Here is a 25351-nt window from a genome sequence, read left to right on the forward strand (position 1 = left end):
GAGCCGACCACGGTGATCACCGCCGAGGCCGGCGACGCCCCGGCCGCCGCCGAGGGCGAGGCCGCGAAGCCCCGCCGCCGCCGGCGCCGTCGTGGTGGTGGCTCCGCCGCCGGTACGCCGGCCGAGGCGACCGCCGACTGACCGTCGAACGTCACCCGAGATCCCCCGGACCGGTGCACCCGGTGCGGGGGATCTCCTCGTCCGGGCCGTGACCACGCTCGGCGGATCTCCCCGTCCGGCCGTGACCCGCGCTCGGCGGATCTCCCCGTCCGGCCGTGACCCGCGCTCCGGGCGCGGGCAGGGCTCGATCCGGTCCTGCTCGCCGCGAACCACGCCGGGGAGAGCCCCCGTCGAACACCGTCGTCGTACCGCGCGCCGGAGAGGCCGCTAGTCGACCAGGAAGATGGAGCAATGCCCGAACCGCTGGACGCCGCCCTGACCGAGGTCCGGGCACTGCTGCTCGACCCGGCGCTCACCCGCGCGGTGGCCGCCGGACGCCGACGTGGACACCGCCCCTCGGTGGTCCGCGCCGAACTACGGCCGGTCGCGCTCAAGGCCGGCCCCCGGTTGCAGATCTCCACCTCCGACGGCTCCCGCCCGTACACCCGCAACGTGGCCCCCGGCCCGGAGGCGGACGCGGCGGTGGACGCGCTGCTGGCCGAGCCGTTCGGCAACTGGCACGTGGAGACGGCCGACGCGACGCTCCAGCTGCGGGTCACCAAGTCCGGCGAGGCGCAGGTGCACCGGGCCGCCGCGGCCCGGCCGGCCGTCGAGCCGGGTGGTCACGACCGGGCGAAGGAGTACCTGCTCGACCCCGGCGACCCGATCTTCGCCGAGATCGGCGGCTCAGCGGCGAAGCGACGCCAGGTCGACGCGTTCCTGCGGGCGCTCGCGGCCACCCTCCCCGACGACCTGACCGGCCCGCTGCGGGTGGTCGACCTGGGCTGCGGCAACGCGTACCTGACCTTCGCCGCCTACCGGTGGCTGGCCCGGCAGGGGGTCGACGTCGAGCTGGTCGGCGTGGACGTCCGGGAGGACCAGCGGCGGCGCAACACCGAGCTGGCCGAGCGGCTGGGCTGGGCCGACCGGGTCAGCTTCGTGGCCGGCACGATCGCCGACGCCGTCGTCGAGCCCGCCCCCGACCTGGTGCTGGCCCTGCACGCCTGCGACACCGCCACCGACGAGGCGCTGGCCCGAGCGGTGCGCTGGCAGGCCCGCTGGGTGCTCGCCGCGCCGTGCTGCCACCACGACGTCGCGACCCAGCTGCGTACGCGGCCGGCCCCGGCGCCGTACGAGCTGCTGACCCGGCAGGGCATCCTCCGCGAGCGCTTCGCGGACGTCCTCACCGACGCGCTGCGGGCCGGGCTGCTCCGGCTGCACGGCTACCGGGCCGAGGTGGTGGAGTTCGTCGACTCCCGGCACACCCCGCGCAACCTCCTCGTCCGGGCACGACGCACCGGCACCGCGCCGACGGCCGCCCAGCGGACGGAGTACCGGGAACTCGTCGACCAGTGGGCGGTGACCCCACGGCTGGAGGCGCTGCTGCCGCCCGTGCCCACGCCGGAGCCGGCCGCCCGGGTGTGATCCACGCCATGCCGCCCGGCGCGGAGTCCCGGCCACGGGACGGTCTGGTCGATCAGTCAATTGCTTCCTGACCTTTCCGTACTACCCTCGGAGACGCACCGCCGGGTGCCGGTCGGGAGGGAAGACCCGCAGGGATGGGTTCCGTAGAGGTTTCGCCGCAGATGGCCTTCGCACGTTTCGTGCGGCGCGCCATCGACGACGCCCGCGAGGAACGCGGCTGGACCGTCACCGACCTGGCGTCCCACACCGGCGTCGGTCGGTCGACCGTGTTCCGTTGGCTCGCCGGGGACTGGCAGGACTACCCCGAGCTGGCCAAGGTGCGCGGCTTCTGCGCCGCGCTGGACCTGCCGGTCGCGGCCGCGTTCCGCGCGCTCGGCCTGCCCGACGCCGGTCCCGCGCCCCGTCGACGCGTCGACGACGGCCCGGTCGAGGCGGACGTCCGGGTGATCCTGCAGCGGCTGGCCGACCCGACCGTGCCGGCCGAGGAGAAGCACCACATCCGCGACCTGCTGCGCTACCTGGCCCGCCGCCCGATCCGCCGCGCCGGCTGAGCGCCCACCGACCCCGCCCTCGCAGCTTGGCGGAAGCCCGCCCCGGGGACCGTGCCGCCCACCAGGCTTCCTCCCCCGGTGCGCGTCCTGGTGATCAGGACGCCATGGACGCTACCCGGCGCCCACCCGGCGAGGTCAGGGCACGGTGAGCGTGAACTCGGCGGTCCGCACCACGCCGGCGACCTGGAAGTCCAAGTAGAGCCGGTACCGGCCCGGGTCGGGCGCGGTCACCCAGAACGTCACCGCCCCGTCGACCGGTTGCGGCTCGGGGTGGACGTGCAGGTAGCCGAGATCCCCCTCGCGCAGGGCGACCAGGTGCCCGTACGCGCCGAGGTAGCGCTCCAGCGCCGGGCGCCCGCCAGGAGACTCGACCCGGAAGGTCAGCGGCACGGTCACGCCGGCCTGCGGGGTGCCCTGGTAGCTGACGGTGAACCCGTCGGCCGTGGCCGAGGAGGCCGCCGCCGGCAGCGCCCTCGGCTGGTAGCCGCCCGGCGCGGTCAGGTCGACCCCGAGGGTCACGGCGGTCTGCCGGCCGTCGTCGGCGAGCGCGGTGAAGTCGGCGTACGCCCGCCAGACTCCCGGCTGCGGCAGGGTCAGCGGCACCGACCAGGTCCCGTCGGCCGCCATCGTCGGGTGCAGGTGCTGGTAGCCGGTCAGGTCGCGACGCACCACGATCAGGTGCATCGGCTTGTCGTGCACGACCGCGAACCGGGTCACCGGACGGCGTTGCGCGTCCCGCACCTGGAAGCGCAGCTCGCCGGGGCGGCCGGCGGTGAACGCGGCGGCCACCGGGACGAGCGTGTAGCCCGCGGCGCTGACCGAGAGGCCGCCGGCCTGCGCCGCCGCGGCCTGGTCGGCGCCGTGCTCGTGGGCACCCGTGCCCGGTGCGTGGCTGTGGCCGGTGAGGGCGCTGTCGGTTCCCGCCGCCGCGGACGGGCCGCCGCCGTCGAGCCGACCGAGGCCGAAGCCGAGCAGGACGGCGAGCACCAGCCCGCCGACGACCAGCGCCAGCCGGACGGTGCTCCGGTCCGGCACGGCCGACACGTGGTCCGGCACGGCCGACGCCTGCTCCGGCGCGACCGTCGCCTCGTCCGGCGCGACCGATGCGTGGTCGGGCGCGGCCGACACCTGGTCAGGCACCGCCGCCGTCCCGCTCGCGGCCGGGCTGCTCATCGGTCATGCCGCCCACGCTACCGCCCCTCGGCGCCCCGCCCGCCCGCCGGTGGCGCGGCGTGGCGACGGTCGCAGTCCGCTCCCGCCGGGAACTTTCCCGACCGGGCCGGTGACGACGTCGGCGCAGCTGAAGCGCCCGGCCGAGGGCTGCCGGCGACGGCCAGGGGTCGACCGGCGACGGCCGGGCGGCCGGGGCTGGTGGCTCAGCCGGCCACGGCCAGCGCGAGGGGAAGCACGTCGGGGGCACCGGCCCGGCGCAGCTCGCGGGCGGCCATCGTCATCGTCCAGCCCGAGTCGACCAGGTCGTCGACGAGGAGCACCGGTCCGTCGAGCCCGGCGAGGGCGTCGGCCAGCTCGTCCGGCACGGCGAAGGCGCCGTGCAGGGCGCGTACCCGCTGGGCGCTGTTGCCCCGCGGGCCCCCGGCGGGCGCGCCGGTCGGCGTCACCTGGCCGAGCAGCGGCAGCCGCCCCACGGCGGCGATCCGCTCGGCCAGCGAGCCGACCAGCCGGGGCCGGCGACGCGAGCCGACCGCGACCACACCGACCGGGCGGCGCGGCCACCGCTCGTCGCCGTGCGCCCACGCCTTCAGCACCTCGACCACGGCGGCGGCCACGTCGTCGGGGACGACGACGTCCGCCGCCTCCGGCCCGACCAGGTCGCGCAGCCGGCCGCCCCACCCCAGGTCGGACAGCCGCCCCACCGCGCGCCCGGGCAGCGCCTGCTCCGCCGGGGCGATCCGCCCCTTCAGCGGTACGCCCACCGCCTCCAGTCCGGTCGGCCAGAGCTTCTTCGGCGCGATCTCCACCCCGGGCCGGCCGAGGAAGGTCTGCGCGGCGGTCAGCGCAACGTCCGACACGTCGGCCGTGAAGAGCGGGCCGGCGCAGCGGTCGCACCGGCCGCAGTCGGCTGCCCCGGCGTCGTCCAGGCACTCGCGCAGGTAGCGCAGGCGGCAGTCCACGGTGGTCGCGTACTCCCGCATGGCCTGCTGCTCGGCGGTGCGCGCCTCGGCGACGCGGCGCAACCGGGCCTCGTCGTAGACCCAGGGCTCCCCGGTGGCGAGCCAGCCGCCGCGCACCCGGCGGACCGCGCCGTCGACGTCGAGCACCTTGAGCATCAGCTCCAGCCGGGCCCGGCGCAGGTCGACGATCGGTTCGAGCGCCTGGGTGGAGAGCGGGCGGTCGGTGTGCAGGGCGGCCAGGACGGCGCGGACCTGCTCCTCCGGCGGGAAGGCGAGCGAGGCGAAGTAGCGCCAGATCGCGGCGTCCTCGGCGCCGGGCAGCAGCAGCACCTCGGCGTGCGCGACGGCGCGGCCGGCTCGGCCGACCTGCTGGTAGTACGCGATCGGCGACGGCGGCGCGCCCAGGTGCACGACGAAGCCGAGGTCGGGCTTGTCGAAGCCCATGCCCAGCGCGCTGGTGGCGACCAGCGCCTTGATCTTGTTGTCCAGGAGGTCCTGCTCGGCGGCCCGCCGGTCGGCGTCCTCGGCCTGGCCGGTGTAGGAGGCGACGGCGTAGCCCCGGGACCGCAGGAACTCCGCGGTCTCCCCCGCCGCGGCGACGGTCAGCGTGTAGACGATGCCGGAGCCGGGGAGCCGGTCCAGGTGGTCGGCGAGCCAGCCCAGCCGGTGCGCCGGGCTCGGCAGCTCGACCACGCCGAGGCGCAGCGACTCCCGGTCCAGGCTGCCGCGCAGCACGAGGGCGTCGCCCAACTGCTCCGCCACGTCGGCGGTGACCCGGGCGTTGGCGGTGGCCGTGGTGGCCAGCACCGGGGTGCGCTCGGGCAGGTTGGTCAGGAAGGTGCGCAGCCGGCGGTAGTCCGGCCGGAAGTCGTGCCCCCAGTCGGAGACGCAGTGCGCCTCGTCGACCACCAGCAGGCCGGTGGTGGCCGCCAGCTTCGGCAGCACGGTGTCCCGGAAGTCCGGATTGTTGAGCCGCTCCGGGCTGATCAGCAGCACGTCCACCGCGCCGGCATGGATCTCGGCGGTGATCTCGTCCCACTCGTCGAGGTTGGCGGAGTTGATGGTGCGGGCCCGGATGCCGGCCCGGGCCGCCGACTCGACCTGGTTGCGCATCAGCGCCAGCAGCGGCGAGACGATCACGGTGGGCCCGGCGCCGCCGGGCTGCGCCCGCTCGGACGGCGGCGCGGCGGCGCCGCCCTGGTCGGCCGACAGCGCTGAGGCACCGCCCTGGTCGCGCTCGCGCAGCAGGGCGGTGGCCACGAAGTAGACCGCCGACTTGCCCCACCCGGTGCGCTGCACGCAGAGCACCCGACGGCGGTCGACCACCAGCGCCTCGATCGCCCGCCACTGGTCCTCCCGGAGCCGGGCGTGCTCGCCGGCCAACCGCCGCAGCACCGCCTCGGCCCGCTCCCGTACCGCCGTCCGATCCTGGCTCATCCGGCATTTCTACCAGCAACGACGGACGTTCCCGCCGGGCGAGAGCGGCCCGGGGAACGGCCGTCGGTCGGAGAACCGGACCAACGAGCATGATCCGCCGGCGCCGTCGTGCCAAGATCTGCGGCGGCAACAGTCGATCTGTGAAAGAGAGTCACGCGAATGACGCAGCGAACCGGCGCCGCCGGAAGGGTCCGGCGGGTCGCGACGGCCGCAGCCGTCCTGCTGGCCGTCACCTCCCTGGTGGCCGGATGTGGCGACGACGACTCCCAGGAGACCCCGACGGCCTCCTCCCCGACCCCGTCGGCCTCCCCGTCGGCCAACCCGAAGAGCACGCTCCTGGCCGCGGTGCCGACCGAGGAGGACCCGGCCTTCCGGTTCGAGGGCAGCGACCCGAGCGGCGCCGTCACCGGCGTGGTGGACCCGGCGGGCAAGGGCATGGACCTCACCATGACCGAGAAGGACGAGGAACTCGACTTCACGATGAAGCTGTCCTTCCGCCTGATCGAGCAGCGCTCCTGGATGAAGGTGAGCTTCGACGGCGCCGAGCAGCTCAGCAGCATGCTGAAGCTGCCGAAGAAGTGGATGGAGCTCGACCACGCGAAGCTGACCGACCCGGCCAGCGTGCCGTACTACGAGGGCGCCGACCCGGGCAACACCGGCGCGATCCTCCGGGCGGCGGCAGACACCGTGACGGACCAGGGCGGCGGCACCTACGCCGGCACCGTGGACCTGACCCACGGCGAGCACGTGCGCCAGGCCATGGCGGACGCCGTGGACGTCGACGCGCTCGGCGCCGCGGCGAAGACGATCCCGTTCACGGCCGTCGTCGGGGCGGACGGGAACCTCACCTCGCTCACCCTGGAGATCCCGGCGGCCGGCAAGAACAAGGCCACGAAGTACGTCGTGAAGTACTTCGACTTCGGCAAGGCCCCGAAGGTCACCGTGCCGACGGGCAGTCAGGCGCAGGAGGCACCGGCGTCGGCGTACGAGCTGCTGAACGGCTGACGTACGAGGACACGGGGAGACGGGGTCGCGGTCGCACGAGGGGGCCGCGGCCCCGCCGCGTACGGGCCGTCGCTCCCTCCCGCACGGAAGCGCCGCCGATGCGGAGCTGTCGCCGGGCGGGCGGCAACTCCGCATCGACGGGGCCGGGGCCCGCGCCGTCAGGGGCGGCGGGACGGGGCGCGCAGGGAGTGCCGCAGGAGTGCCAGCCGCGGGGCGAGGCTGGCCAGGCCGCCGGGGAAGAAGTAGACGGCCAGGATGAAGACCGTGCCGAGCACGAAGAGCGGCTGGGACAGCGGGTTGCTCAGGAACGCCGGTAGGGCCTCCACCGCGTCGGACGTGCCGAACGCGACCAGCCGGTGGTCCAGGTACATGTAGAGGATCCCGCCGATCACCGGGCCCCACCGGGTGCCCGGCCCGCCGAGCACCACCATGACCAGCAGCGCCAGGGTCCACTCGGAGGAGGTGATGTGCGGCGAGGCGCCGCCGACGATCAGGACGTAGACCACGCCCCCCGCCGCCGCCAGGCCGCCGGCCAGGGTGAACGCCACCAGCTTGAACCGGTACGGGTCGAGCCCCAGCACCCCGATCCGGCGCTCGTCGTCGCGCAGGCCGGCGAGCACCCGCCCGGTCGGCGAGCCGGAGACCCGGTGCACCACGAAGACCACCACGACCAGGTACGCCAGCGCCAGCCAGTAGAGGTTGACGGTGTTGGTGACCCCCACCAGCCCCTCGGGCAGCCCGGACACGTCCAGCGGCAGCCCCTCCTCGCCGCCGGTCAGCCCGCCGAAGTCGCGGGCCACCAGGATCGCCCCGACCTGGGCGAAGGCGAGCGTCACCATGGCGAACGCGATGCCGACGGTACGCAGCGCCACCGCGCCGAGCAGCGCGGCGAGGATCGTCCCGCCGGTGATGGCGAGCAGCGCGGCCTGCCACAGTGGCAGTCCCGCCTTGGTGACGAGGATGTCGGTGCCGTAGACGCCGGCGGCGAAGTACAGGGCGTGCCCGAAGGAGAGCATGCCGGTCCGCCCGAAGAGCAGGTCGTACCCGGCGGCCAGGCCGCCGAAGACCAGGCAGACGGCGAGCAGTTGCAGGGTGCCCGGGGAGTTCAGCGCCCCCTCGAAGACGCCCGGCAGGTGCAGCGTGGAGTAGGGCAGGATCAGCGCGACCACCAGCGCGACCAGCGGCAGGTACGGGCGCAGCCCGTGCCACCGCCGGCGCCCCGGCGTCAGCTCGTCGGGCACCGCCGCGGGCGGCGCCGGAACCTCGGGGCTCTTGACCTCGGTCATGCCGTTGCCACCTTTCCGGCGATGCCCTGCGGGCGCAGCAGCAGCACCACGGCCAGCAGCGCGACCACGCAGATGTCGCCCAGCCCGGAGGTGCCGTAGTAGTTGACGAACTGTTGGGTCAGGCCGACGGCGACCGCCGCGTACGCGGAACCGACGACCGAGCCCATCCCGCCGATGACCACGACGATGAACGCGAAGATGAGCAGCGAGCCGCCCTGGCCGGGCGAGACGGTGCCGAAGTAGACGCCGCCGAGCGCGCCGGCCAGCGCCGCCGCCGCCCCACCGATCGCGAAGACCAGGGTGAACGCCTTGCGCACGTCGATGCCGAGCGCGGTGACCATCTCCCGGTTCTCCACGCCGGCCCGGATCACCAGGCCGTAGCGGGTCCAGCGGAGGAAGGCCAGGATCGCGCCGAGCACCAGCACCGCGGCGATGATCAGCAGCAGGCCGCCGTTGGGCACGTTGGCGCCGAGGATTCCGGTGACCTGCCGGGTCCACTCGGGGCGCGGGAACGGCCGGGCGTCCGCGCCCCAGGCCGCCTGGAGCAGCGCCACGCCGGCCAGCGAGAGCCCGACGGTGACCAGCACCTGCTCGATGGTGCGGGAGTAGAGCGGCCGGATCAGCACCAGCTCGACCAGCACCGCCACCAGCGTGCCGGCGGCCACCCCGAAGGCGACCGAGACCACGAAGCCGAAGCCGTCCGACCCGGCGCCGGGCAGGTTGCCCGCCGCCCACCACGTCCCGTACGCGCCGACGCCGAGGAAGACGCCGTGCGCGAAGTTGAGCACGTCGGCGAGGCCGAAGACCAGGGACAACCCGCTGGCGACCAGGAAGTAGAGCGCCGCCAGGCCGAGCCCGGTCAGCGTCAACAGGATGACGGTGTCCATCAGTGCTGGTCCTTCCTCGCGCCTGCGGGGCTCGCAAGCTCACTCCGCGCGCTCGGCGCGTGCCCCTCCGCCGAGCCCACGCCCAGCAGCGACCTGGTCAGGGCGGTCTCCAGCAGCAGTTCCTGCGCGTTGCCGGTCCAGGCGACCTGGCCGGCGGCCAGCACCACCGCGTCCCGGGCGAGCCGCCGGACCACGGCCAGGTTCTGCTCGACCAGCAGCACCGGCACGGATTCGGCGACCCGCTCCAGCACCTCGGCCACCTCGGTCACCACCTTCGGCGCGAGCCCCTTGGTCGGCTCGTCGACCAGCAGCAGCCGGTTGTCGTTGAGCAGCACCCGGCCGATCGCGAGCATCTGCTGCTGCCCGCCAGAGAGCGAGCCGGCCCGTTGCCGTCCGCGCCGGTCCAGCTCCGGGAAGAGCGCATAGACCTTGTCGTACGCCGGGGTGCTGCCCCGCCGCTCGGCGAGCCGGAGGTTCTCCGCGACGGTGAGCCCGGCGAAGACGCACCGGTCCTCCGGCACGTAGCCCAGCCCGCCGCGGACCAGCCGGTGGGTGGGCCGGGCCAGCAGGCTCTGCGCGCCCATCCGGACGGCGCCCCGCACCTCGCCGGCGGGCGGGGTGAGGCCGACGATCGCGCGCAGCGTGGTCGTCTTGCCCACGCCGTTGCGCCCGAGCAGGACGGTGACGCCGGTCGGGGCGACCGTGAAGGACACCCCCTGGAGGATGTGCAGCCCGGCGATCCGGACCGACAGGTTCTCCACGCTGAGAATGGGTTCCATCATGAGCCGCCCTTCGTTCGCGACTGCGGGACTCGCAAACCCGGCTCATTCCTCGCGCTCACAGCGCCTCCCCCAGGTAGGCCTCTTGCACGGTGGGGTTGGCCATCACCGTCTCCGGGGTGTCGCAGGCCAGCAGCGCGCCGTGGTGCATCACGGCGATCCGGTCGGCCAGCTCCAGGATGACGTCCATGTGGTGCTCGACCATCAGCACCGACCGGCCGCTGTCGCCGGTGAGCGAGCGGATCACCGAGACCAGCTCGGGCACGTCCTCCGCGCTGACCCCGGCCATCGGCTCGTCGAGCAGCATGACCCGGGGCTCCCCGGCGAGCAGCAGGGCGATCTCCAGCTTCCGCTTCTCGCCGTGGGCGAGGGTGCCGGCGAGCGCCGTACCCCGGTGGGCGAGGCCGACCCGGTCGAGCGCCGCGTCGGCGGCGACGGCGACCTCCCGGTCGGCCGCCGCCCGCCGCCACAGCTTCATCGAGCCCCCGCGGTGCGCCTGCACGGCGAGCCGGACGTTCTCCCGCACGCTGAGCGAACCGAAGACCGAGGATGCCTGGAAGGTACGGCCGAGGCCGAGACGGGCCCGCTTGTGCGGCGGGAGGGAGCCGATGTCCGCCCCGTCGAGGGTGATCCGACCTTCCGTGGCCCGGCGTACGCCGGTGATCAGGTTGAACAGTGAGGTCTTGCCGGCGCCGTTGGGCCCGATGACGCCGAGGAACTCCCCGGGCGCCAGGTCGAGGTAGACGCCGTCGACGATGGCGACCTCACCGATCCGCCAGGTCAGACCGCGGGTGGCGAGCATCCGGTGTCAGCCCTTCATCGCCACGGCCGGCGGCGCGGACTCGTCCCCGGTCAGCGCCTTCTGGGCGGTGGCCGTGAACGCGGTGCCGCTGCCGGTCAGCTTGGCCTGGAACATCGGCTGGAGCAGCGCGTGGTCCTCGGCGCGGATGGTCATCTTGCCCTTGACCCCGTCGAAGCTCCAGCCCTCCAGCGCCTTGATCATCTTTTCGACGTCGTCGCCGCCCTCGGAGATGGCGCGGACCACCATCTGCGCGGCGGCGAAGCCGTCCGGGTGGAACAGGTCGACGGTGCCGACCTTGGCCTTCAGCGCCTGCACGGCCTCGTTGTCGGAGGCCCCGTCGAAGTAGTGCGACAGGAAGGAGATCTTGCTGCCGGCGGCGCCGAAGGTCGGCCACGAGGCGCGGATGTCCAGGCCGGTGACGACGGTGGTGGAGGAGAGCACGCCCTGCTGGTCGAGCGTCTGCCACATGGCGGGGGCGGTGGTGCCGGCCCAGGCGACGAAGAGCAGGTCCGGCTTGGCGGACTTGATCTGGCTGGCGAACGGGGTGAACTCGGTGGCGCTGGCCGGCGCCCGGACGCTGCTGACGGCCGCGCCCGCGCCGCCGATGACGGCCTTCACGGCCGCCTCGTTGGCGTCGCCGAAGGCGCCGTCCTGGGCGAACACCACGACCTTCTTGCCGGCCGGGTCGCCGATGAACGACTTGGCGGTGACCACGTCCTGGTACGACTGCCGCCCGGACCGGAACGTGTACTTGTTCGCGCCGGTCACCGCGTCGGTGGCGGCGGGCCCGGAGATGAAGAGGACCTTGTTCTGCGCGGCGATCGGGGCGACCTGGAGGGCCACACCGGAGGCGGTCGAGCCTGCGATGATCTTGTTGCCCTTGCCGATCAGGTCCTTGGCGGCGGAGACCGCCTTGGCCGGGTCGCCCGCGTCGTCGACCTCGGTGACCTCGACGGCCCGGTCGCCCACCTTGTTGGTGCCCTTGGTGGCGAAGTCGAGGCCGGCCCTGAAGCCCTCGACGTACTGCTTGCCGTAGCTGGCGAGGGCTCCCGACTGGGAGTAGACCAGGCCAACCTTCACCGGGGCGGCGCTGTCGCCGCCACCGGAGGCGGTGTCCTGCGGGCTGCCACAGGCCGTGGCGGCGAGCGCCGCGGCCATCATCGTGGCGGCGGAGAGGAACACCCGCCGCGTCGTCCGGACCGTCATTGCGACTCCACGTGAGGACTCGGAGGTAGGGAACTCATATGACGGCTCACGCTAGAAGTGACGTCACCCACGGGCTATGTGGCCGAAACACACAAGTAACAGGGGTGGGGTGGTCACCCGTACCAGCGGTCGGCACGCGACGCGGGGAGCGCGGGATGCCGGTGGCGGCCCCCGCCATCGACGAATCCCCTCATGTGTCGGGCCCGGACACCGCGACGGATGAGCCTTCCGAATATCGCGAAAGGAACAATTAGGCGAGAATCGGTGGCTTAGCCTCGATCGGAAAGCCCATCAACCGCATGAAACTCGCATGGGGGACGAAAGTGAGAGTTCGACTCGTTCGGCTGGTCGCCGTGGGGGCGGCGGCCGGCGCGATGCTCCTCGGCGCCGCCGGGACCGCACAGGCGCAACCGCAACCGCAGCCGGGTACGACGACGATCAGCATCAACCCGGGCAACGTGCCGACCACGGCGGCCGAGGCCCCGCAGATGTGCGACCCGGAGCTGGGCGGAGGGCCGTACGAGGACCGCGACGTCTTTGTCTTCAACCTCCCCGACGCCGAGCGTGACTTCGTCTCCGTGACCGCCACGTTCGACATCCCGGACGACGGCACCGCCACGATCACGATCCCCGGCGACGACAGCGAAATCGTGCGGCAGGGCACCAGCAAGGCCTGGGTGATCGTGCCCGAGGGGTGGACGCTCGTCAGCGCCACCGCGGTGGTCACCGGCGAGCCGGAGCCGGGGTTGCAGTTCGTGCTCTCGCACGCCTGCGCGGCGAGCCCCAGCCCGACGGCCAGCCCGACCGGCAGCCCCACGGCCAGCCCGACGGCCAGCCCGACCGGCAGCCCCACGGCCAGCCCCACAGCCAGCCCCACGGCTTCGCCGACCAGGAGCGAGCTGCCCATCACCGGTGTCTCGGGCACCGGCAGCCTGCTCCCGATCACCGCGCTCGGCCTGGTCGCGGTCGCCCTCGGGGCCTTCTTCCTCGTCACGCACCGCAGGCGGAACACCACCGGGTGACCCGTCGGCCACACGTTGGCGACGGCGTCGTGCGAGCGACTCGGGTGACGGGGGCGGTTCCTCAGGGAGCCGCCCCCGACCTCGTCCGCGGATCCGCCCGTCCCCGCCGAATCGCCCACGACATCAGCTCGACAGGCGCGAGGTGGGCGGGCGGCGATCAGGGTGTGCGGCACCGGCCCGCCACCGGCAAGGGCGACGGGCCAGCGCGGGCGGCGGGAAGGTCAGCGCCGGGCGAGACCCTCCCGGGCGGCGACGGCGGTGTCCGGGTGGTCGGTGAAGACGCCGTCCAGGCCGAGGCCGAGGAACAGCTCGTACTCGGCCTGGATGTCGCCGCGGGCGTTCGGGTCGGTGCCGATCCGCAGGTCGGCCGGCAGGAACTGGTTCTCCGCCCGGAACGTCCAGGCGTGCACGATCAGCCGCTGGCGGTGCGCGTCCCGGACCAGGGTGGTCGGGGCGAGCAGCTTGCCGGCGGCGTCCCGCGGGACGATCAGGTTCTTGTGCGCCCCGACCCCGTCGGCGTACGAGGCGATCCACTTCAAGCCGGCCGGCTTCGCCAGGTCCTGGTAGGTGCGGGCGTCGCCGGCGACGGTGAAGTCGTACGGGCGGCCGGTGGCGTCGAGGAGCTGCGCGAGCTTGACGTCGATCATCCGGTCCAGCTTGCGGAGGTTCGCCGTCTCGAACGACTGGATGATCACCGGTGAGTGCCGGTGGGTCAGCCCGTTGCGCCGCAGCACCTCGACCAGCGGCTCCTCCAGCGGCAGCCCGATGGACGCGAAGTAGGTCGGGTGCTTGGTCTCCGGGTAGACGCCGATGGTCCGGCCCCGTGCCCGCCCCTCGGCCCGGGCCAGGTCGACGACCTCCTGCAGGGTGGGCACCTGGAACCGGCCGTCGAAGGCGGTGTTGGCGACGCGCACCTGGGGCAGCCGCTCCTTGGCCCGCAGCGTCCGCAGCTCGGCGAGGGTGAAGTCCTCGGTGAACCAGCCGGTGACCGCGACGCCGTCGATGCTCTTCGTGGCCCTGCGCGCGGCGAACTCGGGGCGGGCGGCCACGTCGGTCGTACCGCTGATCTCGTTCTCGTGCCGCGCGACCAGCGCGCCGTCGCGGGTGGCGACCAGGTCCGGCTCGATGTAGTCCGCGCCCTGCCGGATCGCCAGCCGGTAGGCCTCCAGGGTGTGCTCGGGCCGGTAGCCGCTGGCGCCCCGGTGGGCGATCACGAGGGGCCGGTCCGTCGCCCGGGCCCACTCGGCGGCGGGCGCCGGGGCGGCCGAGGCGGTCACCGTCGGCACGGCCACGGCCGCCGCGAGCAGGACGCCGGCCACACCGAGGGCGGAAAGGGTACGTCGCAACGCCGTCTCCTTGTCGTCGAGGAATCCGCCTCAGCAGACAGGCCCGGACTGACGGCGAGTTGGTCGGCGCCTGGCCGGCGGATGAACCCTCGGGATGCGGGTTTCCGCACCGGAATCGCGGCGGAAAAGGAAGATTGTCTGGTGCGCCGGCTTCTTCGTCACCCCGTGCGGCTCGTGCCGCTCGGCTTCCTGGTGACGATCCTGGTCGGCACCGTGCTGCTGATGCTGCCCTGGGCCACCAGCGAGCACCGGCACACCCCGTTCATGACCGCCCTGTTCACCGCCACCTCGGCGGTCTCGGTGACCGGGATGTCGGTGGTGGACACCCCGAACTACTGGAACGAGTTCGGGCTCGTGATGATCACAGTGCTCACCCAGGTCGGCGGCCTCGGCATCGTGACCGGTGCGACCCTGGTGATCCTCGTGGTGGCCCGGCGGCTGGGGCTGCGCAGCCGGCTGCTGGTGCAGGCCGAGACGGCCGAGTTCGGCATCGGCGACGTACGCCGGCTGCTGCTGCGCATCGCCGGCCTCGCGCTGGTCTGCGAGGCGGCCATCACCGCGGTCCTGACCGCCCGGCTGTGGATCACCTACGACTACCCGTTCGGCCGGGCCCTCTGGGGCGGCGTCTTCCACGCCGTGCAGGCCTTCAACAACGGCGGATTCGCCCTCTACACCGACAGCCTGATCGCCTTCTCCACCGACGCCTGGGTCACCCTGCCGCTCTCGATCGGCACCATCGTCGGCGGGCTCGGCTTCCCGGCGCTGTTCGAGGCGGTCCGGGAGTGGCGGCAGCCGACCCGGTGGGCGATCGCCACCAAGCTGACCGTCTGGGGCAGCCTGACGCTGCTGGTGGTGGGCTTTTCCGGCCTGCTGGTCATCGAGTGGGCCAACCCGCGCACCCTGGGCATCTACCCCTGGCCGGACAAGCTCCTGGTGGCGTTCGCCCAGAACGCGTTCATCCGCACCGGCGGCTTCAACGTCGTCGACGTGGACGGCCTGGAGGAGGAGAGCTATCCCCTGGTCATCGCGCTGATGTTCATCGGCGGCGGCAGCGCCAGCACGGCCGGCGGGATCAAGGTGACCACCTTCTTCCTGCTCGCCTTCGTCATGTGGGCGGAACTGCGGGGAGAGCCGGACGTGACGGTCGGGCACCGCCGGGTGGCCACCGCCAGCCAGCGGCAGGCGATCACCGTCGCCCTGCTCAGCGTCGCGCTGGTGGCCTGCGGCACGGTGCTGCTGATCTTCATCACCGAGGGGCTGCCCTTCTACGTGGCACTGTTCGAGGTGACCTCGGCGCTCACCACCACCGGTCTCAGCGTCGGGGTCGCCGCGTCGCTGCCGGAGAACGGGCAGCTTGCCCTGATCATCCTCATGTTCGTCGGCCGGATCGGGCCGCTGACCCTCGGGTCGGCGCTCGCCCTGAACACCCGCCGGCGGCTGTACCGCTACGCGGAGGAGCAACCCATTGTCGGCTAGGAAGAAGACGGACGAGGGCAGCGTCGTGGTGATCGGACTGGGCCGGTTCGGGTGCCACCTGTCCGGCGCGCTGACCGCGCTGAATCACGAGGTGCTGGCCATCGACCGCAACCCGGACCAGGTGCAGCGCTGGTCGGCGCAGCTCGACCGCGTCGTGCAGGCCGACGCCACCGAGGAGGGGTCGCTGCGTCAGCTCGGCGTGGCGGACTTCGGCCGGGCGGTGGTCGCCATCGGCGCCTCGTTGGAGGCGAGCGTGCTGACGGTGCTGGCGCTGGCCGAGCTGGGCGTACCGCAGATCTGGGCCCGGGCCACCTCGACGAAGCACGCCAAGATCCTGGACTCGGTCGGCGCGCACCACGTGATCTTTCCCGAGGCGGAGACCGGCGAGCGGGTGGCCCACCTCATCGTCAGCAGGATGCTCGACTTCATCGAGTTCGGCGACGACTTCGCCATCGCCAAGGTGTGCACCCCGGAGTCGATGGTCGGCCGTCCGCTCGCGGAGCTGACGCCCACCGAGCGCCACGCGGTGCGGGTGGTGGGCGTGAAGCTGCCCGGGGAGCGCTTCCGGTACGCCACGGACGCCACCGTGATCGCCCGGGGCAGCATGCTGATCGTCGAGGGGGACATCGAGCAGGTGCAACGGTTCGCCGAGCTCAGCTGACCCCGGCGGGCTCAGTCGTCGTCACCGTCCCCGTCCCTTTCCGTTTCCTGGCTTACTTTTTTTCCACCACCCGACCCCTTGCCCTTGCCGGAGTTGTCGGACCTCGCCTTCGACCCGCCGGAGCTGCCGCCCGAACTCCCGGCGGATGTGCCGGCCTTCTTCGCCGGTGTCCTGGCGGCCGGAGCCTTGGTGGGCGCCTTGGTGGGTGCGACGGCGGGCGCCGCGCCGGCCACCCCGGCGACCTGCGCCGCGCAGGTCTCGTCGCCGAGGCGGAACTCCAGCGGCAGCGGGTTGACGCCGGTGTGGCGGCCGGTCAGGGTCAGCTTCTCCGACGCGCCGGAGGCCAGCGCGGCGCGTTCCGGGGCGGGCTCCACGAGCACCGTCTGCCCCTGCTGGCGCACCGGGACGGGCGCCGCCTTCGTCACCGTCTGCTGGCCCGGGAAGGTGAAGCTCAGCCGCCAGTCGCGCAGCTCCCGCCTGCCGGTGTTGGTCAGGGTCAGCTCGGCGGCGAAGTCCTTGCCGGAGTCCTTGTGCAGCGTGTACGCGACCCGGCAGGACGGCGGCGCCTCCGCACCCATCCGCGCCTCCGTCGGCTGGTCGATGCCGCCGCTGGCCGGGCTGCGGGAGGTGAAGCCCCACAGCCCCGCGGTCACCGCCACCAGCCCCGCGGCGGCCACCCCCGCCTCGATCCGCCGGCGCCGGGTCGCCGCGCGCCGGTTGCGCGTACGCGAGAACGGCAGCGCGTCGGTCGCGGCGGACCAGGGCAGGATCGTGGTGCCGGCGGCGGCCAGTGCGGCCTCGTCCACGGGCCCCGCCGCCGGCGAGACCGGCACCGCGGCGATCATGCCGGCGGCCTCGGCGAGCGTCCGCGCGACCTCGGTGGTGGCGGGGCGGTCCCCGGGGCGCTTGGCCAGGCAGCGGCCCACCAGGTCGCGCACCTCGTCGGGCAGCCCCGGCACCGGCGGCATCGGATCCGGGTCGTTGTACATGTGCGCGCGCAGCATCTGGGTGGTGGTGCTCGCCTGCCAGGGGAGCCGGCCGGTGAGCATCCGGTAGAGCAGCAGGCCGACCGCGTACACGTCGGTGGCCGGGGAGACCTGACCGTTGTCGAGCCGCTCCGGGGCGAGGTACGCGGGCGTGCCGAGCAGGGTGCCGTCCGGCCCCTTCTCCTTCTCCCCCACCAGGGCCGAGATGCCGAAGTCGACCACCTTCACGCCGGTGGCGGTCAGCATGACGTTGCCCGGGGTGACGTCGCGGTGCACCACGCCGCGGGCGTGCGCGGTGGCCAGCGCCGAGGTGACCTCGGCGCCGATCGTCACCGCCTCCCGCCAGGGCAGGCTGCCCCGGCGCAGCCGGCCGGTCAGCGACTCGCCGTCGACCAGCTCCATGACGACGTACGGCACGGTCAGGCCGACCTGCTCGGACTCGCCGTAGTCGTAGACGTTGGTGATGTTGGGGTGGCACAGCCGGGCGGCGGCCTGCGCCTCGATCCGGATGCGGTGCCGGAACGCGCGGTCGGCGGCCAGCCGCGACGCGAGCACCTTGACCGCCACCTGCCGGCCGAGCACCTCGTCGTAGCCGCGCCAGACGACGGACATCCCGCCCGCCCCGAGCTGCTCGATCAGCCGGTACCGCTCACCCAGCAGTTGTGCGCCGTCCCGGTTCGCTCCACCCATGAGAGTCGTAGTTGCCCGGGAGCGCCCTGGCTACACCTCGACGGTCGGAATCGGTCAGCGTTTCACCCGTTCAGGCGGTGGCGAGGAGCTGGTCCACGGGCGCGTAGTCGTCGGTCAGCACCAGCGCCTCGCCGACGAACGCGGTGAGGTCGGCGCCCGCCAGCAGGTTGACGTCCTCCCGCAGCTCGGCCAGCCGGGCGCGGGTCGCCGCCAGTGGCAGCGGCGCGTCGGAGGCGACGATGAGGAAGTTCGAGCCCTCCCGCCCGGCGAGCGCCGCCGCCGGGGCGATCAGCGCGACGTGCCGGAACTCGGCGGCGACGGTGGCCAGCTCGCTGCGGATGAAGCGCAGCGGCGGGTAGTCGATGACGTTCTGCACGTAGACGCCGCCCGGGCGGGTCACCCGGCGGACCTCGGCGGCCATCTCGCGGGTGGCGAGGTGCCAGGGCACCACCAGGTGCCCGAACGCGTCGCCGACCACGAGGTCGCGGCTGTCGGTGGCCTCCCCGGCGACCAGCATCCGGGCGTCACCCACCACCGCCCGCAGGTCCGGCCCCTGGCGTACGCCGAGCTGACTCTCGCCCAGCTCCACCAGCCCGCCGTCGATCTCGAACACGACGTTGTCCGTGCCCGGACGGGTGGCGGTCAGGTAGCGGGGCACGGTGAACCCGCCGCCGCCCAGGTGCAGCGCGTCGAGCCGCTGCCCCTTCGGGGCGACCACGTCGGCCACCGCCCCGATCCACCGGGTGTACGCGTACTCCAGGTGGGTGGGGTCGGCGAGGTCCACGTACGAGTGCTGGGCCGAGTTGAGCAGCAGGGTGCGGCCGGAGTTGCGACCGGGGTCGGCCTCCACGCTGGCGCAGTGGTAGGCGGTCTCGATGTCGCAGGGGTTCGGGGCGACCGTGGTCAGTCCGGCGCCGACGAGGCCGAGCACCGCCAAGGCGGCCTTGGTGCGGGCGGGGCCGGGCAGCTCCGCGGCGTCCCGGCGGCGCAGCCACACCCCGAGGCCGAGCCCGGTGAGCCCGAGCGCGGCCGCCAGGGCGAACAGGATGACCGTGCTGGGCAGCGCGGCCACCAGCACGAACCCGGTGCCCAGGGTGGCCGTGATCCCGCCCAGCGTGCCGATGCCGGAGAGCCGGCCGACCACCTGGCCGGTGCGCCGCAGGTCGGCGAGCTGGAGCTTGACCACCAGCGGGGTGACCGCGGCGAGCAGTGCCGCCGGCACGAAGACGGCGAGCGCGACGAGCAGCAGGATGGCCGAGGCCGCCCCGCCCCGGAGCACCTCACCGGCGTACCGGACGACGGGCAGGGTGACCGCGGTGGCGATGCCGGCCAGCACCAGCGCCGGGGCCAGCAGGGCCCGCGGGTTGCGCCGGTCGGCCAGCCAGCCGCCCGTCCACGCCCCGTAGGCGATCGCGGCCAGGGCGATCCCGATGACCGAACTGGTCACCTGGAGGGTCACCCCGACGTACGGCCCGACCAGCCGCAGGGCGACGGTCTCCAGCACCAGGACGGCGCCGCTGGAGAAGAAGACCAGGAACGCGGCGAGACCGTTGGGCAGGGCCAGGGCGGACGTCGCCGCCGGCCGGGCCGGCGGGACCGTGACGTCGGAGGATGGGGAGCTCACCCGCGCGATGGTACGCAGGAAAACTGGGCCGGCGGGTCAGTACATCGAGAGATGAACATGGTTCGTGTGGTCGGCGGCGGGGCTGCCGCTGCCGCCGTACGCCCGCCAGCCGGTGCCGGGGTGCCAGATCTGCCGGTACCAGATCACGTAGAGCACGCCGAGCCGGCTGGCGTTGCGCACGTGCCAGGCGGCGAGGCTGTCCCCGTACGCCTTGTCCCCGCCGGTGGCGGTCTTGTCCTCGAACCCGCCCGTGGCGGCCGAGAAGTCGCAGGCCCGGCCCTTGGGGTGCTCGCCGGAGCCGCCGCTGCGGAAGCAGGAGACGTGCCGCTTGTAGCCGGCGGCCTGGGTCTGCTTGAGGGCGTTGAGCGTGCGCGGGGTGATGCAGCCGGAGGTGGTCGGGTCGTTCACCGAGCACGACTCCGACGGCCAGGAGCCGTCCGAGTTGCGGGGGGCCGGCTTCGCCGAGGAGGAGTTGGCGCCGCTGAATCCGCCGCTGCTGCCCGAGCTGACCGCCGCGAGCGCCGCCTCGGCCTCCTTCTTCTTCTTCGCCATCACCGCGAGCTGCTTCTTCTGCTCCCGGACCTCGGTGTCGATGCCGATCTTGGCCTGCCGCGCCTGCTCGCGCGCCTCGGTCAGGCTGCGCAGCCGCCTGCCGTCGCGCTGGGCCATCAGGTCGAGGCTGGCCGCCCGCTCCAGGAACATCTCCGGCGAGGCGCTGTTGAGCAGCATCGACGTGGGCGTCAGCCGGCCCAGCCGGTAGGACTGGGCGGCCACCTCACCGACCTGCGCGGTCAGCTCGACCAGCCGGGCCTCCAGTGCGCCCAGCTGCCCGGTCAGCTGCTTCTGCCGGGCCTTGGAGTTGTCCAGCTTCCCCTTGGCCTCGATGTGCGCCTTGGCGGTGGCCTCCAGGGCGTCCCGCAGCTTCTTGGTGCCCCCCTCGTTGGGCTCCGCGTACGCCGGCACGGCACCGCCGCCGCCGAAGAGCAGCGCCACAGCGACGAGCAGGGCGATCAGCGGGCGGCGGGCACGTCGCCCGGCCGGCAGGGCGATCAGCGGGCGGCGGCCCTGACGCCCGACGGGCATGGTCCTGCGCACGAGAGCATCCTTCCGTCGGCCGCCGGCCCCGGATGACCACACACGGCGCGGCGGCGGCCCCCGCCGGGCGCCGGTCGGCGGCCTGCTGGCGAAGACCGGCGGTCAGGATACCGGACGCAGCACGGCGGACCAGGCCCGCGAACGCCCCGGCAGCCGGACATCCACGCAGTGTCGCGGCGACGTCACGGACCGCCGAGCAGTGCCTCGCGTACCTCCACCCAGATCCGCTCGCTCGCGGCGACCAGGAGGCCGTGGCCCTCGTCCGCCGGGCGGTAGTCGGTGCCGTCGAAGCGCCGGGCGACCCCGCCCGCCGCCCGGACCAGCAGGGTGCCCGGGGCGTGGTCCCACGGCAGGGTGCTCCAGAAGAGCACGAACTGCTGGTCGCCGGTGAGCACGTCCAGGTATTCCCGGCCGGCGCAGTGCTGCCCGGGGAGCAGCTCGCCCAGCCGTTCGCCGCCCGCCTCGACCCGCGCCCTCGACGCCGCCGGCAGGAAGCGGGACATCGCGGCGCCGCGCAGCGCGTCGGGCTCCGGCGCGCCCTCGTCGGTCCGCACCGGCCGGCCGTCGAGCCAGGTCCCCTCGCCGGCCCGTGCGACGGCCAGCGTCCCGGCGAGCGGGTCGAGCACCCAGGCGGCGGCCGGCTCCCCGTCGGTCAGCAGCGCCACCATCAGCGCGAAGGGCTGCCGGCCGGCGGCGAAGTTCGAGGTGCCGTCGACCGGGTCGACGAGCCAGACGTCTCCGGAGCCGCGCAGGTGGTCCAGCAGGGCCGGGTCGTCGGCGACCGCCTCCTCGCCCACCACGGCCGAGCCGGGGCGCAGCCGGCGCAGCGCCGTCGAGATCACCTCCTCGGCGCGGCGGTCGGCGACGGTGACGAGGTCACCCGGCGCCTTCTCGCTGACGTCGGCGTCGTCGAGCTTGCGGAACAGCGGAAGCACGACCTGGTCGGCGGTCTCGCGCAGCAGACCACCGACGTCGTCGAGCAGCGTGTCAGCCACGCGGCGGCAGCTTGACCACGCTGACGAAGAACTCGTCGATCTGCCGGACCACCGAGATGAAGCGCTCGAAGTCCACCGGCTTGGTCACGTACGCGTTGGCGTGCAGCTGGTAGCTGCGCAGGATGTCCTCGTCGGCCTGGGAGGTCGTCAGCACCACGACCGGGATCCGGCAGAGCTGCTCGTCGGACTTGATCTCCTCCAGCACCTCCCGCCCGTCGCGGCGGGGCAGATTCAGGTCGAGCAGGATCAGGTCCGGCTGCACCACGTCGGCGTACTGGCCCTCCCGCCGCAGGTAGGCGAGCGCCTCGGCGCCGTCGGAGACGACGGTCAGCCGGTTGCGGAGCTTGTGCTCCTCGAACGCCTCCTGGGTCATCAACACGTCACCCGGATCGTCCTCGACCAGCAGGACCTCGATCGGGCTCTTGCCGTCCGCCGGCGCGGTCATCCCACCGTCTCCCTCATGTCACCCGTTCTACCGCCTTCCGGCGCCCGGTCGGGCCCGTCCGTGGTCTCCGTCTCGTCGGCACGTCGGCCGGCCTGCTCCGGGGTGCCGCCCGTCCCGTCCTCCGCGGCGGCCTCGTCGCCGTCCCCGGTCACGGCCTCCCCGGCCGCCGGCTCCTCCGCCGACGCGGCCGCCGCCTCGACGTCCTCGGGGAGCGCCGGGAGGGTGAAGCGGATCGCCGTGCCCTCCTCGGTGTCGGTGTCCACCCAGACCCGGCCGCCGTGGTATTCCACGATCTTCTTGACGATCGCCAGCCCGATCCCGGTGCCCGGGTACGCGTCCTTGGCGTGCAGCCGCTGGAAGATGACGAAGATCTTGTCGGCGAACTCCGGCTCGATCCCGATGCCGTTGTCCTGGCAGCTGATCTCCCACTCGTCGCCCACGAGGCGGGCCGAGACGTGCACCTTCGGGGGCACGTCGGGGCGGCGGAACTTGACCGAGTTGCTGACCAGGTTGGCCAGCAGGTTGGTCAGCAACGGCTCCTCGCCACGGATGACCGGCAGCTCGTCCCAGGTCAGCTCCGCGTCGGCGTACTGCCGGGCCGCCTCGGTCTGACCCGCCACGTCGCCCATGACCTTGTTCATGTCGACCTCGGTGAAGCCGGTGGTGAGCCGGCCGATCCGGGAGAAGGCGAGCAGATCGTTGATCAGGCGCTGCATCCGCTGCGCGCCGTCGACCGCGAACGCGATGTACTGGTCGGCCCGCTCGTCCAGCTGCCCGGCGTAACGGCGCTGGAGGAGCTGGCAGAAGCTGGCCACCTTGCGCAGCGGCTCCTGGAGGTCGTGCGAGGCGACGTACGCGAACTGCTCCAGGTCACGGTTGGAGCGGGTGAGTTCCTCGGCCTGCTTCTGGAGCTGGCCGTTGACCCACTCGATCCGCTCCCGGGCCTCCCGTACCTCGGCCAGGTCCTTGGCGATCTTGCGCCGCATCGCGTCCACGTCCTCGGCGAGCCGGAGGAACTCGGGTGGACCGTCGCCGGCGATGCCGTGCTGGTAGTCGCCCTCGGCCACCTCGCGGACCTGGTCGGCGAGCCCGGTCAGCGGGCGGATCACCATCCTGTCCAGGGAGACCAGCAGCATGCTGCCGGCGATGATCACCACCGCGACGGCGACGATCAGCAGGACGACCAGCAGGTTGCTGGTCCGCCGGACGTCCTCGGCGCTGCGCTGCCGGGCCTCGAAGATCTCGAACTGGAGGCTGTCCAGCGCCCTGCGTGCCTGGTCGAACTGCTTCCGGGCCTGGTCGGTGATCAGCGCCTGTCCCGCGGCGGTGCCGTTCTGCTGCGTCGTGGTGACCACCGGCACCGCCACCGCCTGGCGCCATTCCTCGGCCCGCTCCTCGACCACCCGGAGCTCCTCCCGGATGTCCGGGTAGTCGCCGAGCAGCCGCTGCATCGAGGCGACCAGGTCCTGCTCGCGCTTCCGTCCGGCGTCGTACGGCGCCAGGTCGGCCGGGTTGCCGCTGACCGCGTACCCACGCACCGCCGTCTCCTGGTCCAGCAGCGCGTTCAGCAGCTCCTGCGCCTGCACCCGCAGCGGGCCGGTCTTGTTCAGGATCGCGTCGATGTGCGTGCGGTTCTTCGCCGCCACGGCCACCGCGCCACCCGCCAGCCCGATCAGCAGGAAGGCGACGACGGTGAGCAGCGCGACGACCCGTTGACGCAGGGTCCAGTCGCGGACGCCCGTCACCGGCCACCGCCCCGGCTGACCAGCAGCATGGCGACGTCGTCGGCGAGCGGACCGCCGTTGATCTGCTCGGCGCGCCCGACCAGCCAGGCCGGCAGCTCGGCCAGCGGCACGGCGAGGGTCGCCGGATCGGCGAGCAGTCCGCTGAGGCCCGGCACGTCGAGGCGCTCGTCGCCCTCGCCGATCCGGCCCTCGATCAGGCCGTCGGTGTACATCAACAGGGACCAGTCATCGGTGTCGAACTCCAGGTCGTAGGCCACGGGCCGGCGGGGTCGTACGCCGAGCAGCAGGCCGCCGGGTGCCGGAACCGGCACCACCTTGCCCCCGGCGAGCAGCAGCGGCGGCGGATGCCCGGCCAGCCGGACGGTGGCCCGGTTGGCGTCGAGGTCCAGCCGCACGGTGGCGACGGTCGCGAAGATCTCCTGGAGCCGGCGCTCGCTCATCAGCACCTGTTCCAGCGCCGGGAGCACCTCGTCGTCGGGCACGCCGGCGAGGATCAACGCGCGCCAGGCGACCCGGAGCTCGACGCCGAGGGCCGCCTCGTCCACGCCGTGCCCGCAGACGTCGCCGACGATCAGGTCGAGCCGGTCGGGTCGGGTCTGCACCACGTCGTAGAAGTCGCCGCCGATCAGGGCGGCGTGCCGGCCGGGCCGGTAGAAGGTGTGCACCGCGACCTCGTCGGTGGTCATCAGCGGCTGGGGCAGCAGGCCCCGTTCGAGGCGGGCGGACTCGGCCTGGCGCAGCTCGACCTCGCGCAGCCGCCGGGCGTTCTCGTCGGCCCGCTTGCGCTCCACCGCGTAGCGCAGCGCCCGGGTCAGCAGCACCCCGTCGACCTGGCCCTTGACCAGGTAGTCCTGGGCGCCCTCGGCGACCGCGACGATGCCGAGGTGCTCGTCGGAGCGGCCGGTCAGCACGCAGACGGCGGCGCCGCTGGCCATCTCCAGCACCTGACGCAGCCCGTCGAGGCCCTGCGCGTCGGGCAGGCCCAGGTCGAGCAGGACGCAGTCGACGCCCATCACGCGCTGCCGCGCCTCGCTGAGGCTGGTCGCCACCAGCAGGTCGATCATCGAGTTGGTCTCGGCGAGCAGCTCACCGACCAGGAAGGCGTCGCCCTCGTCGTCCTCGACCAGCAGCACCCGCAGCCGCTCGCCGGGGGGCAGGTTGGGATGACGTCCCATGCCGCCGTGCGGATACGGCACGACGGAGGAACCGGCCAGGCCGGTCCCCCGGTACGGCCGGGTCACCGCCGCGAGACGCGGGAGATCGCTGGTGATGTCGGGCTCCTTCCGAGTGCCCTGCTGATCCTGTATTAGACAACGTTCGCACACAACACGACGGGCTCCGCATGCGCGGGACATGGGTCGGATCACTACGCGGCGAGGGGCAAAGCGGACGTGTCCGCTCTCCCGCCGTCGTCGGGAGTCCCGCTGACGGCCGCCGGGGTGCAGGATGATGCCCACCCCCGACCCGTTCCGAGGAGACCCCGTGGGCGCACCCCCCACCCGCCCCGCCGACCGGGCGCTGGCCCGGCCGCGTCGCCGGTTGACCGCCGCCGCGGCGGCGCTCGCCGCGCTCGTCGCCGTCGGCGCCGGCACCCTGC

At 73.6% G+C, this 25351-nt stretch carries 21 protein-coding genes; 6 read left to right on the forward strand and 15 right to left on the reverse strand.

Going from position 1 to position 25351, the window contains the following annotated elements:
- The first annotated feature begins 411 nt into the window (after window positions 1–411).
- Together AB0G13_RS26470 and AB0G13_RS26475 are read left to right on the forward strand one after the other, a co-directional pair.
- A complete protein-coding gene (locus AB0G13_RS26470; protein WP_357879523.1) occupies window positions 412–1584 on the forward strand; it encodes an SAM-dependent methyltransferase in 1173 nt (390 codons plus the stop codon).
- Window positions 1585–1718: 134 nt separating this feature from the next.
- Window positions 1719–2135 carry a helix-turn-helix domain-containing protein gene (locus AB0G13_RS26475; RefSeq protein WP_091627481.1) on the forward strand — a complete coding sequence of 139 codons (417 nt, stop codon included), beginning with the start codon at window positions 1719–1721 and terminating at the stop codon, window positions 2133–2135.
- Between the two features lie 135 nt (window positions 2136–2270).
- Here the strand turns inward: AB0G13_RS26475 and AB0G13_RS26480 are convergent, their stop codons facing one another.
- Window positions 2271–3308 (reverse strand): hypothetical protein, encoded by a 1038-nt coding sequence (locus AB0G13_RS26480; protein WP_357879527.1) that lies wholly within the window; start codon window positions 3306–3308, stop codon window positions 2271–2273.
- Window positions 3309–3511: 203 nt separating this feature from the next.
- Entirely contained in the window at window positions 3512–5704 is a 2193-nt protein-coding gene (locus AB0G13_RS26485) for a DEAD/DEAH box helicase (RefSeq protein ID WP_357879531.1), read from the reverse strand.
- A 159-nt stretch (window positions 5705–5863) separates the two neighbouring features.
- On the opposite strand from AB0G13_RS26485, the gene AB0G13_RS26490 reads away from it, so the two are divergent.
- Window positions 5864–6709, forward strand: a complete 846-nt coding sequence (locus AB0G13_RS26490) for a hypothetical protein (protein ID WP_357879534.1) — start codon at window positions 5864–5866, stop codon at window positions 6707–6709.
- A 158-nt stretch (window positions 6710–6867) separates the two neighbouring features.
- Here AB0G13_RS26490 and AB0G13_RS26495 read toward each other — a convergent pair whose 3' ends face one another.
- Genes AB0G13_RS26495 through AB0G13_RS26515 form a run of 5 tightly spaced genes read right to left on the reverse strand, consistent with a single transcriptional unit; the run spans window position 6868 to window position 11669 of the window.
- Window positions 6868–7995 carry a branched-chain amino acid ABC transporter permease gene (locus AB0G13_RS26495; RefSeq protein ID WP_357879537.1) on the reverse strand — a complete coding sequence of 376 codons (1128 nt, stop codon included), beginning with the start codon at window positions 7993–7995 and terminating at the stop codon, window positions 6868–6870.
- Window positions 7992–8882: a branched-chain amino acid ABC transporter permease gene (locus AB0G13_RS26500; RefSeq protein ID WP_357879540.1), complete on the reverse strand. Its 891-nt coding sequence runs from the start codon at window positions 8880–8882 to the stop codon at window positions 7992–7994. Before AB0G13_RS26500 ends, AB0G13_RS26495 begins: the two co-directional genes overlap by 4 nt.
- Window positions 8882–9664, reverse strand: a complete 783-nt coding sequence (locus tag AB0G13_RS26505; RefSeq protein WP_357879543.1) for an ABC transporter ATP-binding protein — start codon at window positions 9662–9664, stop codon at window positions 8882–8884. The genes AB0G13_RS26500 and AB0G13_RS26505 overlap by 1 nt, the downstream gene beginning before the upstream one ends.
- 55 nt (window positions 9665–9719) lie before the next feature.
- A complete protein-coding gene (locus tag AB0G13_RS26510; protein ID WP_357879546.1) occupies window positions 9720–10463 on the reverse strand; it encodes an ABC transporter ATP-binding protein in 744 nt (247 codons plus the stop codon).
- A gap of 6 nt (window positions 10464–10469) precedes the next feature.
- Window positions 10470–11669, reverse strand: coding sequence for a substrate-binding domain-containing protein (locus AB0G13_RS26515; protein WP_357879549.1), 1200 nt, complete (start codon window positions 11667–11669; stop codon window positions 10470–10472).
- Between the two features lie 323 nt (window positions 11670–11992).
- Between AB0G13_RS26515 and AB0G13_RS26520 the strand changes: the two genes are divergently transcribed.
- Complete coding sequence (locus tag AB0G13_RS26520) at window positions 11993–12691, forward strand: hypothetical protein (protein WP_357879552.1); 699 nt, start codon at window positions 11993–11995, stop codon at window positions 12689–12691.
- 221 nt (window positions 12692–12912) lie between these two features.
- Here AB0G13_RS26520 and AB0G13_RS26525 read toward each other — a convergent pair whose 3' ends face one another.
- A complete protein-coding gene (locus AB0G13_RS26525; protein WP_357879555.1) occupies window positions 12913–14037 on the reverse strand; it encodes a glycerophosphodiester phosphodiesterase in 1125 nt (374 codons plus the stop codon).
- A 141-nt stretch (window positions 14038–14178) separates the two neighbouring features.
- Between AB0G13_RS26525 and AB0G13_RS26530 the strand changes: the two genes are divergently transcribed.
- Together AB0G13_RS26530 and AB0G13_RS26535 are read left to right on the forward strand one after the other, a co-directional pair.
- Window positions 14179–15513: a potassium transporter TrkG gene (locus tag AB0G13_RS26530; RefSeq protein WP_357879558.1), complete on the forward strand. Its 1335-nt coding sequence runs from the start codon at window positions 14179–14181 to the stop codon at window positions 15511–15513.
- Window positions 15503–16174, forward strand: coding sequence for a TrkA family potassium uptake protein (locus tag AB0G13_RS26535; RefSeq protein ID WP_357879561.1), 672 nt, complete (start codon window positions 15503–15505; stop codon window positions 16172–16174). Before AB0G13_RS26530 ends, AB0G13_RS26535 begins: the two co-directional genes overlap by 11 nt.
- Window positions 16175–16185: 11 nt before the next feature.
- Here AB0G13_RS26535 and AB0G13_RS26540 read toward each other — a convergent pair whose 3' ends face one another.
- The 7 genes from AB0G13_RS26540 to AB0G13_RS26570 form a co-directional block, all read right to left on the reverse strand.
- The gene (locus AB0G13_RS26540) at window positions 16186–17850 is read right to left on the reverse strand and encodes a serine/threonine-protein kinase (protein WP_357879564.1); all 1665 of its coding nucleotides are present in this window, start codon (window positions 17848–17850) and stop codon (window positions 16186–16188) included.
- Window positions 17851–17920: 70 nt separating this feature from the next.
- The gene (locus AB0G13_RS26545; RefSeq protein WP_357879567.1) at window positions 17921–19474 is read right to left on the reverse strand and encodes a fused MFS/spermidine synthase; all 1554 of its coding nucleotides are present in this window, start codon (window positions 19472–19474) and stop codon (window positions 17921–17923) included.
- Between the two features lie 36 nt (window positions 19475–19510).
- On the reverse strand, window positions 19511–20557 hold the full coding sequence (locus tag AB0G13_RS26550) for a hypothetical protein (RefSeq protein ID WP_357879580.1): 1047 nt from the start codon (window positions 20555–20557) through the stop codon (window positions 19511–19513).
- Between the two features lie 194 nt (window positions 20558–20751).
- Window positions 20752–21564, reverse strand: a complete 813-nt coding sequence (locus AB0G13_RS26555) for an inositol monophosphatase family protein (protein ID WP_357879570.1) — start codon at window positions 21562–21564, stop codon at window positions 20752–20754.
- Window positions 21557–22009, reverse strand: coding sequence for a response regulator (locus tag AB0G13_RS26560; protein WP_151456480.1), 453 nt, complete (start codon window positions 22007–22009; stop codon window positions 21557–21559). Before AB0G13_RS26560 ends, AB0G13_RS26555 begins: the two co-directional genes overlap by 8 nt.
- A complete protein-coding gene (locus AB0G13_RS26565; protein WP_357879574.1) occupies window positions 22006–23754 on the reverse strand; it encodes an ATP-binding protein in 1749 nt (582 codons plus the stop codon). The genes AB0G13_RS26560 and AB0G13_RS26565 overlap by 4 nt, the downstream gene beginning before the upstream one ends.
- Complete coding sequence (locus AB0G13_RS26570; RefSeq protein ID WP_357879577.1) at window positions 23751–24929, reverse strand: fused response regulator/phosphatase; 1179 nt, start codon at window positions 24927–24929, stop codon at window positions 23751–23753. The genes AB0G13_RS26565 and AB0G13_RS26570 overlap by 4 nt, the downstream gene beginning before the upstream one ends.
- Window positions 24930–25351: the final 422 nt, after the last annotated feature.

It is taken from the genome of Micromonospora sp. NPDC023633, assembly GCF_040640035.1.
Taxonomy (GTDB): domain Bacteria; phylum Actinomycetota; class Actinomycetes; order Mycobacteriales; family Micromonosporaceae; genus Micromonospora.

Excerpts from the sequence above, each read along its gene's own strand:
- AB0G13_RS26510 (WP_357879546.1), bottom strand. The coding sequence starts at position 10,463 with ATGCTCGCCACCCGCGGTCTGACCTGGCGGATCGGTGAGGTCGCCATC.
- AB0G13_RS26480 (WP_357879527.1), bottom strand. The coding sequence starts at position 3,308 with ATGAGCAGCCCGGCCGCGAGCGGGACGGCGGCGGTGCCTGACCAGGTG.
- AB0G13_RS26475 (WP_091627481.1), top strand. The coding sequence starts at position 1,719 with ATGGGTTCCGTAGAGGTTTCGCCGCAGATGGCCTTCGCACGTTTCGTG.
- AB0G13_RS26550 (WP_357879580.1), bottom strand. The coding sequence starts at position 20,557 with ATGCCCGTCGGGCGTCAGGGCCGCCGCCCGCTGATCGCCCTGCCGGCC.
- AB0G13_RS26570 (WP_357879577.1), bottom strand. The coding sequence starts at position 24,929 with ATGGGACGTCATCCCAACCTGCCCCCCGGCGAGCGGCTGCGGGTGCTG.
- AB0G13_RS26495 (WP_357879537.1), bottom strand. The coding sequence starts at position 7,995 with ATGACCGAGGTCAAGAGCCCCGAGGTTCCGGCGCCGCCCGCGGCGGTG.
- AB0G13_RS26560 (WP_151456480.1), bottom strand. The coding sequence starts at position 22,009 with ATGACCGCGCCGGCGGACGGCAAGAGCCCGATCGAGGTCCTGCTGGTC.
- AB0G13_RS26515 (WP_357879549.1), bottom strand. The coding sequence starts at position 11,669 with ATGACGGTCCGGACGACGCGGCGGGTGTTCCTCTCCGCCGCCACGATG.
- AB0G13_RS26540 (WP_357879564.1), bottom strand. The coding sequence starts at position 17,850 with ATGGGTGGAGCGAACCGGGACGGCGCACAACTGCTGGGTGAGCGGTAC.
- AB0G13_RS26470 (WP_357879523.1), top strand. The coding sequence starts at position 412 with ATGCCCGAACCGCTGGACGCCGCCCTGACCGAGGTCCGGGCACTGCTG.
- AB0G13_RS26505 (WP_357879543.1), bottom strand. The coding sequence starts at position 9,664 with ATGATGGAACCCATTCTCAGCGTGGAGAACCTGTCGGTCCGGATCGCC.
- AB0G13_RS26500 (WP_357879540.1), bottom strand. The coding sequence starts at position 8,882 with ATGGACACCGTCATCCTGTTGACGCTGACCGGGCTCGGCCTGGCGGCG.
- AB0G13_RS26490 (WP_357879534.1), top strand. The coding sequence starts at position 5,864 with ATGACGCAGCGAACCGGCGCCGCCGGAAGGGTCCGGCGGGTCGCGACG.
- AB0G13_RS26485 (WP_357879531.1), bottom strand. The coding sequence starts at position 5,704 with ATGAGCCAGGATCGGACGGCGGTACGGGAGCGGGCCGAGGCGGTGCTG.